Annotated in this window: 14 protein-coding genes; 2 read left to right on the forward strand and 12 right to left on the reverse strand. The window is 63.4% G+C overall.

The genetic code is table 11. The features are described from left to right. The first annotated feature begins 3 nt into the window (after window positions 1-3). Window positions 4-1,278: an MFS transporter gene (locus ACMGG8_RS25505; protein WP_414158671.1), complete on the forward strand. Its 1,275-nt coding sequence runs from the start codon at window positions 4-6 to the stop codon at window positions 1,276-1,278. A gap of 26 nt (window positions 1,279-1,304) precedes the next feature. Further along, window positions 1,305-1,628 (forward strand): hypothetical protein, encoded by a 324-nt coding sequence (locus ACMGG8_RS25510; RefSeq protein WP_060838252.1) that lies wholly within the window; start codon window positions 1,305-1,307, stop codon window positions 1,626-1,628. Between the two features lie 75 nt (window positions 1,629-1,703). On the opposite strand, the gene ACMGG8_RS25515 is transcribed toward ACMGG8_RS25510, so the two are convergent. The 12 genes from ACMGG8_RS25515 to mltG all read right to left on the reverse strand — a co-directional run bounded on the left by ACMGG8_RS25515 (window position 1,704) and on the right by mltG (window position 13,529). Further along, window positions 1,704-2,633: a PfkB family carbohydrate kinase gene (locus ACMGG8_RS25515; RefSeq protein ID WP_414158672.1), complete on the reverse strand. Its 930-nt coding sequence runs from the start codon at window positions 2,631-2,633 to the stop codon at window positions 1,704-1,706. Then, the gene (locus ACMGG8_RS25520; protein WP_060838250.1) at window positions 2,626-4,092 is read right to left on the reverse strand and encodes a purine-cytosine permease family protein; all 1,467 of its coding nucleotides are present in this window, start codon (window positions 4,090-4,092) and stop codon (window positions 2,626-2,628) included. Before ACMGG8_RS25520 ends, ACMGG8_RS25515 begins: the two co-directional genes overlap by 8 nt. 154 nt (window positions 4,093-4,246) lie before the next feature. Further along, the gene (locus ACMGG8_RS25525) at window positions 4,247-5,245 is read right to left on the reverse strand and encodes an ADP-ribosylglycohydrolase family protein (protein ID WP_414158673.1); all 999 of its coding nucleotides are present in this window, start codon (window positions 5,243-5,245) and stop codon (window positions 4,247-4,249) included. Beyond that, the gene (locus ACMGG8_RS25530; protein ID WP_047302846.1) at window positions 5,242-5,955 is read right to left on the reverse strand and encodes a GntR family transcriptional regulator; all 714 of its coding nucleotides are present in this window, start codon (window positions 5,953-5,955) and stop codon (window positions 5,242-5,244) included. Before ACMGG8_RS25530 ends, ACMGG8_RS25525 begins: the two co-directional genes overlap by 4 nt. 68 nt (window positions 5,956-6,023) lie before the next feature. After that, complete coding sequence (locus ACMGG8_RS25535) at window positions 6,024-6,587, reverse strand: DUF1285 domain-containing protein (protein WP_060838248.1); 564 nt, start codon at window positions 6,585-6,587, stop codon at window positions 6,024-6,026. Window positions 6,588-6,605: 18 nt separating this feature from the next. Further along, window positions 6,606-7,208, reverse strand: coding sequence for a DUF4823 domain-containing protein (locus ACMGG8_RS25540; protein WP_414158674.1), 603 nt, complete (start codon window positions 7,206-7,208; stop codon window positions 6,606-6,608). Between the two features lie 100 nt (window positions 7,209-7,308). After that, a complete protein-coding gene (locus ACMGG8_RS25545) occupies window positions 7,309-8,277 on the reverse strand; it encodes a GTP 3',8-cyclase MoaA (protein ID WP_414158675.1) in 969 nt (322 codons plus the stop codon). A gap of 139 nt (window positions 8,278-8,416) precedes the next feature. After that, the gene (locus ACMGG8_RS25550) at window positions 8,417-9,055 is read right to left on the reverse strand and encodes a TetR/AcrR family transcriptional regulator (protein ID WP_011060125.1); all 639 of its coding nucleotides are present in this window, start codon (window positions 9,053-9,055) and stop codon (window positions 8,417-8,419) included. Window positions 9,056-9,855: 800 nt separating this feature from the next. After that, complete coding sequence (locus tag ACMGG8_RS25555) at window positions 9,856-10,647, reverse strand: TatD family hydrolase (protein ID WP_060838245.1); 792 nt, start codon at window positions 10,645-10,647, stop codon at window positions 9,856-9,858. An 84-nt stretch (window positions 10,648-10,731) separates the two neighbouring features. Further along, window positions 10,732-11,718: a DNA polymerase III subunit delta' gene (locus ACMGG8_RS25560; protein WP_060838244.1), complete on the reverse strand. Its 987-nt coding sequence runs from the start codon at window positions 11,716-11,718 to the stop codon at window positions 10,732-10,734. After that, window positions 11,711-12,343 carry a dTMP kinase gene (gene tmk / locus ACMGG8_RS25565; protein ID WP_016968275.1) on the reverse strand — a complete coding sequence of 211 codons (633 nt, stop codon included), beginning with the start codon at window positions 12,341-12,343 and terminating at the stop codon, window positions 11,711-11,713. The genes ACMGG8_RS25560 and tmk overlap by 8 nt, the downstream gene beginning before the upstream one ends. 19 nt (window positions 12,344-12,362) lie before the next feature. Continuing rightward, window positions 12,363-13,529, reverse strand: coding sequence for an endolytic transglycosylase MltG (gene mltG, locus ACMGG8_RS25570; protein WP_414158676.1), 1,167 nt, complete (start codon window positions 13,527-13,529; stop codon window positions 12,363-12,365). Window positions 13,530-13,532: the final 3 nt, after the last annotated feature.

Consider the following 13,532-nt stretch of genomic DNA (forward strand, 5'->3'; position numbering starts at 1 on the left):
TTCATGTCCACGCAGGCCAAGCCGCAATCCGAGGTGCCAGGCCCCTTGTTCGGGCTGTTGTGCCTAGGCAGCTATCTGCTGTCTCTGTCCTACGGCTCGACCTTTCTTCTGTCCCTGCTGATCAGCAGCCGTGGCGGCAATGAGCACGACGCCGGCCGCGTGATCGCAGCCGCAATGCTCAGCACCTTTGTCGCCGTGATCGGCTCCGGCCACCTCTCGGACTGGCTCGGCGCCGCCCGCTCGGTGGCGCTGTTCGGCTGTCTCCTGGTGGTGGCCAGCCTGGGGTTTGCCCTGACGCCGGGGCTCGGCCACAGCCTGCTGTGGTTCGGCCTGACCCTGGGCCTGGGCTGGGGGGTGTTCTACACCCTGGGGCCGATCATCGTGGCGACGCTGGTGCAGCCCGCACAAAGGGCGCGCTATTTCGCCCTGCTGTCGGGCAGCATGCTGAGCGGCATTGGCTCCGGCCCTCTCCTGGGCCGCTTGGCCAGCGCCCTCGACTACCCGTTGACCAGTGCCTTCTGGCTGGCGGCAGCAGCCAGCCTGATGGGGGTGCTGATCTTCTGGAAGCTGGGCGCCAAGCTGCTTCGACAGACCAATCACCTGGGCGCCTCAGCGGCGAAAATCAGCTGCAACGGCGCGGCCCGCGTGCTCTCGTCCAAGGCACTGTTCCCCATTCTCATGGTGGGCCTGGGGGGCTGTGTCTTTGGTGGACTGTCGAGTTTCCAGACCAGCTACGGCCCCTCCCGAGGCGTGGATTACTCGCTGTTCTTCCTCGGTTTCATGAGTGCGGCCATCGCCAGCCGCCTGCTGCTGGCCGGCATCGTGGTCAGGCACGATCCCTATCGCGCCGCCTGCCTGCTCTCGGGACTGATGGTGATATCGATCCTGCTGTTGCTGTTCGCCGTGAACGGCAGCGCCAGCTACCTGCTGGCCGCCGCCGTCCTGGGTGTCGGCTATGGCCTGACCTATTCGGTGATCAATGGTCTGGCGGCCAACGAAGCGCCGAACGGCAACACGTCACAATCCCTGTTGCTGTTCAGCCTGTCCTACTTCATCGGGGTGTTCGGCTTTCCCTGGCTGGCCGGCAGGATCATCGTCGAGGCCGGTATCCAGGCGCTGCTGTTCAGCGTGTTGGCCATTGCCGTGCTGAACTGGATGATCAGCCTCGCGCGCCTGGGGTGGCGCCGCTTGCAGGCACCCCAGATGGCCCAGGGGCCTGACACCGTTCGTCGGTCGTCAGGCACCAACCGCCAGGCAGCACAGACCAATATCAGGTAACGACTCTGACGAATGGAGGCGACACCATGATCAAGCTTCAACTGGCTGTACTGACCCTGGCCGGACTGCTGTCCACCTGTGCACTGGCCGGCGCCACCGGGCCGGACAATCCCGTGGACGGGCCGACATCCCCCGCGCCCAAGAACACACCCAAGATCAACATCAACCCGGCCCCCATGGACGAAGGTTCGCTGCCACCGGCCACCGGCACCGACCCGCGCACCCAGGGCAACGACAATGGCCGCCAAGGCGGCGCGGGCGCTCAACAGGCCACCCCGGACAACGGCAAGACCGGCACCGCCTCGAAAACCACCAGCGGCGGCTCCGGCTCCGAAGGTAGCAGCCAGTAAGGCTGGGCCGGGGTTCATTGCACCTGGCGCCGTTCGAGGCATCGCGCAAGCCGATGTCCGGCCTGCGCCGGGCACTTAGCGAGATTCCCGGGCCTGCAGCAACGCGTCCACTTCAGCACGGCCCGGCGCGGTGGCCGGACCACGGCGGGTCACGGCAATGGCCGCTGCGGCATTGGCTCGACGGGCCGCCACCAGTGGCTCAAGCCCCGCCGCCAGCCCCGCGACAAAGACTCCGGCATGAGCGTCGCCGGCCCCGTTGCTGTCCAGCGCCTGGACCTTGAATCCGTCAACCTGCGCCTGTTGCCCCTGGGCGCCTATCCAACAGCCCCGAGCGCCGTCGCGCAGCACCAGCAAGGCCGTGGGTGACAGCCACGCGCCAAGCCGCTGCAAGGCCATCTCGATACTCGAACTGGCGGTAAAGCCCAAGGCTTCGGCGCGGTTGCTGCTCCAGATATCGATCCGCGGCAACAGGGCCGCCATCAGGGGGGAGTCGGGCGAGTCCACCAGCGGGCCCGGATCGAACATCACGGGCACCGAGCGCGGCAATGCCAGCAGCCAGTTGATCAGGGCCTGGGCCTTGCTCGCCTGCAGCAGGCTGTAGCCGCTGACATACAGATAGTCATCCGCCTGGACCCTGACCTGCGCCAGGTCCTGGGCCGAAAGCTCACCCTCGGCGCCGATATGGGAGATGAAGGTGCGCTCGGCCGAGGCATCGGTCAGGGCCACGCACACACCGGTATCGGCACCCGGGCTGGACGGCAGACTCAGGCCAATGCCTTCCGCCTGCATCGCCGCTCGGGCCAGGTCGCCAAAGCGCCCCTGGCCGTGGCGCCCCAGGTAGAGCACCGGCAAGCCATTGCGCGCCGCCGCGGCCATGACATTGAAGCCGCCGCCGGCCTCGAAGCTCGCCGACTGGGCCAGGACATCACCACCGGCAGCCGGCAGGCGGTCCACGGCCATCACCAGGTCGACGATCACCTGGCCGCTATGGAGCAACCTAGGCATTGGCATTCTCGACAAAGGCCCCACGCCGATCGCGGGCTCCGCCCAGCAGAGCGTACCCACCGCCGGCCACCAGGAAGGTGACGATCCAGCCCAGGCCGTTATGCCCCAGCCAGGAATCGGCCAGCGGCCCGGTGAACCAGACGTCCTCAGCGGTGGTGCCGATGCTGGTGAAACAGAAGCCCAGAATGATCGCCAGCACCCAGGCGCCGAAAGCCCGCCACTCGATCCCGCCCTGATACCAGTAGGCACTGCTGGGTCCGACATTCAACAAATCATCGGCGCTGTAGTAATGGCGATGGATCAGGTCCACCACGAAGATCCCCACCCAGGCAGTGATCGGCACCGCCAGCAGGGAAATGAAGCTGATAAAGGGCCCGTAGAAGCTGTCGGCAATCAGCATGAAGTAGATCGAGCCGAGGAAGATCGCCACGATATCCACCAGCACCGCGTAGACCCGCTTGACCTTGAGGCCCAGGGTCAGCGCGGTGAGACCGGCGGAATACACCGACAGATTGTTGGACAGCAGCAGGCCACCAAAGGCCGCGATCAGGTAAGGCACGGCCATCCAGGTGGGCAGCATGTCGCGGATCGCGATGATCGGGTCCACCGCCGAAGCCAGGTGATCGTTGCCCACCGACAGCAGGCCGCCCAGGGTGATCAGCAGCACCAGCGGGATACCGGCACCGAACGCCGCCGAGGCCACCAGGCGTCCTGCCGTCACCGAGCGATGCTGGTAGCGCGACATGTCGGCCCCGGAGCTGGCCCAGCCGATCCCGGTGCCGGCCGCCATGGTGCCGACCCCGATGATCATCGCGCTCATGGGGGCCGGTGCCGCATTGAACACCGCCGTCCAGTCGATGGTGGCGCAGAGGAAACCGCCCACCAGTACGTTCAACGCGCCAAAACCGTAGGTGGCCCACTTCTGGATCACCAGCAAGGTGGCGTGGCCCAGGCCGGAGACGCTCAGGGTCATCAGTACGAAGATGCCAATGAACAGCAGGGTCAGCAGTGGCGCGTCCTTGGCCGAAGCCGGGGTCTGGAACAGGATCGAACTCAGCGACAGCAGGACAAAGGCTGCGGTGGTGGTGTTCACCGTTTCCCAGCCGACCCGCGAAAGCATCGACACCAGGGTCGGACCGATGTTGCCACGCACGCCGAAGATCGCCCGGGACAGGGTCAGGCTGGGGGCCCGACCGCGTCGGCCGGCCACCGAGATCAGGCCGACCACGGCGAACGAACCCACTGAACCGAGGATCGCCACCAACAGCACCTGCCAGATCGACAGGCCACGAAACGCCACCAGCGTCGCCCCGAGGGGCAAGCCGAGAATACTGATATTGGCCGCGAACCAGACCCAGAACAGCTGCAACGGATGACCGTTGCACTCCGCCTCGGGTACCGGTTCGATGCCGCGGGTTTCCAGTTGCCCGGCGCCTGAGCCGACCGTCGATGAACTCATGAATGAAACTCCTGTTGCCGTTATTGGGGTGTCTGGCAATTTCGGAAGTCACAGAACAGTCCGGCATTCCTGGCCGTGTTCCAGCTTTCCCTAGCGATCGGCAGTACGGCCGAAAGGTGTCGCGAGCCTGGGGCTCGGCACTGGGCGCGACGACTTAACGCAGCGCCAGCAACGCTTCTACCAGAGGCAGCAGGTCCAGTTCATTGACCTGTTGCACCTGATGGATCAACTCCGCAGGCCAGGCCTGCAAGCCCAGGCAGGCGCCCAGCATGGCGCCGAGAATCGCCGCGATGGTGTCGGTGTCGCCGCCAAGACCGGCGGCCATGCACAGTGCCTCGAAGGCCTCAAGGTGCCCCAGGGCGACCTGCCGGGCCAGGGCGAAACTGACCACCACCGACTCTTGGGAGGCCACCGAGGTACCGATCAGTTCATACAGCATTCGAGCAAAGGCCTGCTTGTCGCCTTCAATCCTCAAGGTGCCGGCCCACTCCAGGCGCGCCGCGATAGTGGCCCCGGCCACCCAATGACCATGAACCTGTGCCTGGCGGGCAATCTGCGCCCCCAGGGGCAGGGCCTCGATCAACGCGGCGCCATTGATGCCGGCGGACACCACCGCCGCCACAGCTGCCGCGCTGGCGATTCCCAGACTGGTGTTATGCGTGACCTGACAGGCCTCGACCACCGCCTGGACAAAGCCTTGAGTGCCGGCGACATCGGCGGCGATGCCCACCGGCGTGATGCGCATGGCGGCGCCATTGGTGGTGCCATAGCGTCCGGCCTCCTCCACCGATTCACCGGCGAGGATCATTTCAATGGCGCGTTTTGTGGACGGGCCGAGCAGGTCCTGGGAACCCTTGGCCTGCATCGCCGCCTCCCACTGGATCAGGCTCCGGGCCAGGGCCGCCGGATCGATCCGGCCTTGGCCCTGAACCAGCAGGCGCCCCACCAGGATCGCCTGTTCGGTGTCGTCGGTGATGGTCCCTGCGGGCAGGTTGGCAGCAATCGGCTGCTCGGGCCCTGCGTCTTCCAGGGTGCGGATCACGCCGAAACGCTGGTGGATCTGTTCATGACTCAAGGATTGGGTGGGCATGCCCAGGGCATCGCCCAGGGCCAGGCCATAGAAGGCGCCAAGTGCCCGCTGAAGCGGGCTCAACGCGACTCTCCGAATTGCAGGTGCATGCGGAAATGCTGTGGATCGAGCAGGCTCTCGACCTGCTCCATGAAACGCCCCTGGCGATCATAGGTGGTGCGCAGGGCCTTGAGAAACACATCTCCCGGCGCCCGCCCGAGCAGCTCGGCGTCTTCGGCGTTCAGGGGCTCGGCGCCGATCCATTGATCGCCGCGCTCGCCGATATAGCCGTAGGCGGCCAGGGTAATGGTCAGGGAATCATCGATCAGGCCGACCCGGGGCAAGCCTTCCAGCTCGCCGGAGGCTGGGATCAGGGAACGTTCGAGGGACAGCACCCTGCCGTCGGTGCTGCGCCGGCGGCGATCCAGGGCTATGAACTGGTCGGTGCCCAGGCGGTGCTTGAGCTCCGGTCGGCGCACGGCCTCCAGGCGCAGCACCTCGGTGTTGACCAGTGCGCCGCTCTCGGCCAGGGCCTGGGCCCAGCCATGATGCTGGTCCAGGGCCACGCCGTCGAAGGTGACGATGGACCCCACCCCGCTCTGCGTGGCGATGTAGTTGCGACGCTTGAGCTCGGCCAGGGCTTCACGCAAGGTGCCACGACTGACACCGAACTCCCCGGCCAACTGGTGCTCTCCCGGCAGTTGGAAGCCGTCTTCCAGCAGACCGCTTTCAATGCGCCGGATCAGCTCGTCGACCACTCTTGTTTTCTTATCGAATCGAACATGTTTAGGCATGTCCGGGTTGATACATGAAACCCGGGATCAAGATCAAGAAATATCTCGAAATCGAAATTGAAATGTCTTTAGGGCTCCAGGCCAATGGGGAAGAACACCCCATCACTCCACACTCCCAGCCAGCGCTGGCCATCCAGAACACGCGTCTGTGCCAGCTCCACCAACTGGTAGAAGACATTGCGATGGATCAGCGCCTCAAGGTTGTTTCGAACCAGAACATAAGGCGCAGGCTCTTGGGTCAGCGGGTCGATCACCACCCGCAGCGGATGCTCGAGGCTGGCAACCACCTGCTCGTCGACATTGCTGGTAAAGCGCAACAGTTGCCCTTCACCCTGCCCTTCGACCTCCAGGGTCACGGCGACGAAGGGAGCATCGTCGACCTTGATGCCCACCTTCTCCACCGGGGTGATGAGAAAGTAATCGTCACCATCGCGGCGGATGATGGTGGAGAACAGCTTGACCATCGGCTTGCGACCGATGGGCGAACCCAGGTAGTACCAGGTGCCGTCGCGGGCGATACGCATGTCGATATCGCCACAGAAATCGGGATTCCACAGGTGGACCGGCGGCAGGCCCTTCTCGGCCTTGGGAATCTGCGCCAACAGGTCGTTGGCCTTGCCTGGACCACTCATGTCGCTCTCCTCGTTCAATCAGTCGCTCAGGCCCAGCAAACCGCGGGCATATTGCTGCAACGGCGGGCCCAGCAGGTCCTGGGGCTTGTTGTCGTGGAACGTCAGTAATCCGCCACGACTGCGAATACGGGTCGTATCGATCAGGTACTGGGTACTGGTTTCGATCAGCATGATCTGGATGGTGCTGGTATCGACGCCCAGGCGATCCACCGCCTCCTGGTCCAGCCACTCATCGGAGTTGCCGATACGGTCGTCGGCCTTGGCGAAACGAGCGTAGAGCAAATAGTGGGCGCCCGCTTCCCGGGCTTCGACCATGGCTTCGTTCAAGCCTTCGGGAGCTTTGGCCCGGCGCACCATGGGGAAATACTCGACAAAGCCGTTGAAGGCCTCTTCGGCCACTACGTTGGGTCGCGGGTAAGCACCGCCCGGCGGTACAAAGTGCCCTTGGGCGATGAAAATGAACGAATCCGGCTGAATGCGAAATGAACTGGTACGACGGGTATCGCTGTGATCGAGCATCCCCGCATCGCTCAGGTGATAGCGCACCCCCTCGCCCATATCACTGACATTCATGCAGCCGCCGAGTGCCAAAAAGGCCAGCAGCAAAACCAGGCTACGCATCCTACCCTCCAAAAACCGGTGACGGAAAACCGGCGAATGGCCACGGGATGCAGCTTCCGCGCCAGCTAGGCAAATGGAGGACATTCCAGCGTCGGCCAAACTAGCCACCGATGATTTTCATCACCGTGGCGCCGCCGGAAAAGGCCAGGTCCTGCTTGTCGCCCAGGGCCTTGACCAGCAGGCGCTGGAGCGCCGGCAAGGCTTGATGGCGCGGCTTGTCCAGCAGGTCGCCAACATAGTGGCGATTGCTTGACGACAGGCAGCCGTGCAGCCAACCGGTCGAGGACAGGCGCAGGCGCGAGCAGGTCCGGCAGAACGGCACGCTTTCGTTGGCAATCACCCCAAAATGACCGCGCCCGGGAATCTCGTAGCGCACGGCGGTCGCATCCAGCGGCGCGTCGGCCTGGAGGTACTCGTAGTGCTCGCCGATCATCTCCAGCAACTGTTGCAGGCTGACAAACTGCTGCAGGAAGGCATTGCCGTCGCTGGCCAGGTGCCCCATGCGCATCAGCTCGATGAAACGCAGCTCATAGCCTCGCTCCAGGCAGTAGTCGAGCATGGGCATGACCTGATTCAGGTTCTGCCCGCGCAACGGCACCATGTTGACCTTGATCTTCAGCCCGGCCGCGCGTGCTTGCTGCATGCCATCGAGCACGCTGGCCAGGTCGCCACCCCGGGCGATGCTGCGAAAAGCCGCGGCATCCAGGGTGTCGAGAGAAACATTGATCCGGCGGATCCCCGCGTCCACCAGCAATGGCAGCTTGCGTGCCAGCAACTGGCCGTTGGTGGTCAGGCTGATGTCTTCCAGACCCATGCGTCCGACCGCGGCCATGAAGGTTTCCAGCTTGGGACTGACCAGCGGCTCACCGCCGGTGATGCGCAGCCGCTCAATGCCGGCCGCTTCAATCAGATACGCCACGCCCCGAGCCATTGCCTCGGCCGACAACTCATCCTGGGCAGCCACCAGCCGCTTGCCGTTGGGCACGCAGTAGGTACAGGCGTAATTGCAGGCGGACGTCAGACTGATCCGCAAATTGCGAAAGCGCCTGCCTTGACGATCAACGATCATGGATGACTCCGGCGTAGGAAGGGAGAACCGGCCAAAACCTGACTCAAAAATCAGGTTCTGGCAAGTCCCATGCCTGAGTATATTCCTCGGACACTGCGCCATACAGATGGTCGATGGCGCAATACAGCGGCTGAATGCCTTAGCTGTTCGAGGTGTCGGGGTCGCGCTTGCGCTTGTTGCCCATGCGCACACCGATGTCCATCAGGAACTGGAAGAAGCCCTCCTGGTCCTCGAGCACATTGCTCCAGAACGGCGAGTGGTACAGTGCCACCGCGCCATGCACCAGCGCCCAAGAGGCGCAGTAGTGGAAGTAAGGCGGTACGTCTTCGAGCTTGCCTTCGCTGATACGGCCCTTGATCAGCAAGGTCAGTCGCTCGAAGTTGGAGGCGCGGATCTTGTGCAGTTCCTCGACCATTTCCGGCACCTGATTGCCCTTGACCACCTTCTCTTCCAGGCGGTCGAACAACCGGTAGCGCTGCGGGTCGCGCATGCGAAATTCGAAGTAGGCCCTGGACAGGGCTTCCTTGTCCTTGTCGACATCGGCCGAGTGCAGCAGCTCGTTCAGGTCACGCTCATAGTCGAGCATCAGGCGCAGGTAGATCTCCGCCTTGGACTTGAAATGCTTGTAGATGGTCCCTTTGCCGATACCCACGGCATCCGCAATCATCTCGACGGTGACACTGTCTTCACCTTGTTCGAGGAACAGCTTGAGCGCGGTATCGAGAATTTCTTGCTCGCGGCGACGAAACTCACGGACCTTACGAGGTTCTTTCTGCATAAGAAAAGGTCTGTTCGGGGTCAAAATCGAAGCCGCGTATTATGCCTAACTTGCGCCAAAATGCACGGATCATCCTTCGTTGCAGCTGTTTCTGGCGGAAAAGCCCACCTGACGCCAGCCCCTGAATGGGTCGCCGAAACCAGGAAAATCCCGTGAATACGGGGTCGGCGCGCGGTTCACATAGCAAACATCCAGGGCCTTCGAGCCTCGGATCAGACCGCAAAGTCTAGAGCTTTTCCATAACAGGGTCCCGACACCCGCCCACGCCCCCTACTCGACGAAAATACATTCACGAGTCGCAATGACGTCATTGCTTGTCAGCTTCGTTGCTTAATGGAGATTAGAAAAACCCCTGAAAAGCACCGAAAAAGACATCGGGAACGGACGAACATTCTGAAAATGCCGATGCCATTGATCAGGATCAGGCTGAGTGGAGGACTGAACTGCAACAGCTTGTGTGCAAAAAGCGCGGCAACAATCGTTGTTTTACGCCGCATTGCGCCAAAAACAGTGAAAAAGAGCGGAATTACAGGAAAAAATGCGGCGAACCTCGAAAAAATGAGAACTCAAGCGAAGCGCGCGTATTCCAAATTTGTTTAAAAACCAAGCAGGGGCAACTGGACTGAATGCAATAGTGATCAATACTTCAACTGTCGGCGGGACATCTCCCCCAAGTGAAACGCCGATTTAGGTACCGATGGACCGCGTGCCTTAGTTTTACTCCTAATGGTCTTAACCCGGATTCCCCCCCCCAGAACCCGGGTTTTTTTTGCCTGAAATTCAAGCTTTCCACCACCGGATCAAGCCCCGCTCTTGACCCGAGCCAGGGGAAACAGGCGCTTGAAGTTGGCCGTGGTCTGTTCGGCAAAGGCCTCGTAGGCCTCGCCGCGCAGCATCGCCAGGAACTCCGCCACTTCGCGCACATACTGCGGCAGGTTGGGCTTGCCGCGATAAGGGATGGGCGCCAGGTACGGCGAGTCGGTTTCCACCAGCAGCCGATCGGCAGGCACCTGGCGAGCCACATCGCGCAAGGCATCGGCATTGCGGAAAGTGACGATGCCCGACAGAGAGATATAGAACCCCAGGTCCAGAGCCGCCTTGGCCATGTCCCAGTCTTCGGTGAAGCAATGCAGCACGCCGGCATTGGGCAATGCGGCTTCCCGCAGCAGCGCCAGGGTGTCGGCACGGGCACCGCGGGTGTGCACCACCACCGGTTTGCCGGTCTGCTGCGCGGCCTGCAGATGCAGACGGAAAGACTCCTGCTGCAGCTCGGCCGCTTCCGGTTCGTAGTGATAGTCCAGACCGGTTTCGCCAATGGCCACCACCCGCGGGTGGTTCAGCTCCTCCAGCAGCCAGTCCAGGGCCGGCGCCGCGCCGGGCTGCACGTCCAGCGGGTGCACCCCTACCGAGCAATCGACATCGTCGTAACGCTCGGCCAGGGCCTTGACGTCCGCGGCGTTGTCGGCACTGACGCCAATGCACAGGAAGTGCCCGACACCGCGCTGGCGGGCAGCGGCCAGTGCCGCATCCAGGGAACCGTCATGGGCGGCAAGGTCGAGACGATCAAGGTGGCAATGGGAATCTACGAGCATGGGAGCCTACAACTACATCCGATCAATGAAAGGGCCGGGCGTTGTCGTCCGACCGGATACCAGCCTGATTCAGGAGCAGGCCGCTCAGTGCCGGGACGGCAACGCCGCCCATTGCACCAACAGTGCCTCCAACAGCAACACGCGGTTGAGGTTGGCCTTGCTCAGGACCTTCTGTCGCTGGGCCAGGATCCAGTCCTGGATCGCCAGCACCTTGTCCTGGCCGGACTTCTGTGCCAGGTACTGCAACACCTTGCGCATGTCGGGCAGGCCCAGGCCGTCCTCGTCCTGGGTCAGCTGGTAACGCAGGACCAGGTTCGACCAGTCACAGAACCAGTCGAACAACAGCAACAGCGGGATGGCGTTCCAGGCCTCGGCCAGCTGGGTCGGCGATTGCTGCTGCTTGAGCAGTTTCTTCACCCCGTCCACTACCAGCGCCCGCTGCTCGCGAACCCCCTGGGCCTGCAAGCCGACAGCGGCCAGCGGTGATCCGGCGGCCAGGGTCAACAGCTCCAGGCGCTCCTCATCGGAACATTCGGGCAGGGCCCCGGCCAGCCATTGCTGGCTCATCGCCGCGCTGGGCAAGGGACATGCCTGCTGGACACAGCGACTCTTGATGGTCGGCAGCAAGCGGCTCGGCTGATGACTCACCAAGAGCAGCACGGTATCCCCGGAAGGCTCCTCAAGGCTTTTCAGCAAGGCGTTGGAGGCATTGATATTCATCGACTCCACCGGCTCGATCAGCACCACCTTGCGCCCCCCCAGCTGCGCGGTCTGCACCACGAAGCTCACCAACTCGCGCACCTGGTCGACCTTGATCGCCTTGTCCGCTTCTTCGGGCTCCAGCACGTAGTTGTCCGGATGACTACCGGCCTGGAGCAACAGGCAGGACTTGCACTGGCCACAGGCATCCAGCCCGTTCGGACGCTGGCACAGCAGACGCGCCATCAGGCGTTCTGCCAGGGCTCGCTTGCCAATGCCCGCCGGGCCGTGCAGCAGATAGGCGTGGGCATGTTGCGTGCGCCCGGCCAACTGCTGCCAGAGGCCGTCCTGCCAGGGAAAGACTTCAGCCACGGGCGCGCTCCAGCAATTGCGGGAGCAAGGCGTCCAGGGACTGCTGGACCCGGGCCAGGGGCTGCGCCGCATCCACCAGGCAATAACGCTGAGGAGCGGCGGCGGCGCGTGTCAGGTACGCCTGGCGCACCTTCTGGAAAAACGCCTGACCTTCCTGTTCGAAGCGATCCAGCCGACCGCGGGCACTGGCCCGGGCCAGGCCGACATCCACCGGCAAGTCGAAAACCAGGGTCAGGTCCGGGCGCAGCTCGCCCTGGACGAAACGTTCCAGGGCCTCGATGCGCTCAAGGCTAAGGCCACGACCGGCCCCCTGATAGGCGTAGGTCGAATCGGTGAAACGGTCACACAAGACCACCGCGCCGCGAGCCAGTGCCGGGCGAATCACTGTGGCCAGATGCTGGGCACGGGCGGCAAACACCAACAGCAACTCGGTGTCGGCATTCATGACTTCCTCACCCGGCGTCAGCAGCACTTCGCGAATCCGCTCGGCCAAGGGCGTGCCGCCGGGCTCACGGGTCAGCACCACCTCGATACCCGCGGCGCGCAGGCGCTCGGCGAGGTACTCGCGGTTGGTGCTTTTACCAGCCCCTTCCGGGCCTTCCAGGGTAATAAACAAGCCAGTCACAGGCAGTCCTTAATCAAAGTCATTGCGGGCTTTTCGGCGCGGGCGCAGGTTCCACCGCAGCGGGAGCCTCGGCGGGCGCTGGCGACTCGCTGTCCGGGCTCGGGGTGACGGCAGGTGCCGGGCTCTCGGCCTCGGGCGTGGCCGGGGCGGCCAGCGGCGCCGGACTGGAGCGGTAGTCGGCGCGACGCTTGAGCTGGAACTCGCGCACCGCACTGTTATGGGCATCCAGGTCATCGGAGAACACATGGCTGCCATCGCCCCGGGCAACAAAATACAGGCTCTTGCCCGGCACCGGATTGAGGGCGGCGTGAATCGCCTCGCGCCCGACCATGGCAATCGGCGTCGGCGGCAGTCCGGCAATCACGTAAGTGTTGTAGGGCGTGGCTTCCTTGAGATGAGCCCGGGTCAGCTTGCCGGTGTAGCGCTCGCCCAGGCCATAGATCACCGTCGGGTCGGTCTGCAGCAGCATGCCGATCTGCATGCGCCGCACAAAAACCCCGGCGATCTGTCCACGTTCCTGGGGCACGCCGGTTTCCTTTTCCACCAGCGACGCCATGATCAGTGCCTGATAGGGATCGCTGTAAGGCGCGTCATCAGCCCGCTTGCTCCACTCTTTTGCCAGCACATCGTCCAGGCGATCGTAGGCTTTTTCCAGAAGCTCGGCGTCGGTCATGCCCTTTACAAAACGATAGGTATCGGGGAAGAAACGCCCTTCGGGAAACACCCCGCCGTGGCCGAGCTTTTCCATCACCTGAGTGTCGCTGAGGCCAGCCAGGGTCTGCTGCAGCTTGTCGCTCTTGGCCAAGGCATTGCGCACCTGGCGGAAGTTCCAGCCTTCCACCAGGGTCAGGCTGTACTGCACCACCTCGCCGCGTTGCCAGAGACCGATCAGGCCTTCGGCGGTCATGCCCGGCGTCATGCGGTACTCACCACTGTGCAGAGGCTGGCCCTGAAGATTGAAGCGCCAGTACAGACGCAACCAGAACCCATCCCGGATCACGCCATCGGCTTGCAGACGATTGAAGGTGCCGGTGGGCGTCGAACCGGCGGGAACATCCAGCAACTGTTCCTGGGAGAGGTTCAGCGGTTGTTCCAGGGCCGAGTGCAGTTTCCAGGCACTCGCGCCCAGCAGCAGCCCTGCCAGGACCAGTCCGGTTTCCAGCAGGAGCAGTAATTTACGTCTCACGAA

The organism is Pseudomonas sp. BNK-45, from assembly GCF_047456255.1.
Taxonomy (GTDB): Bacteria; Pseudomonadota; Gammaproteobacteria; order Pseudomonadales; family Pseudomonadaceae; genus Aquipseudomonas.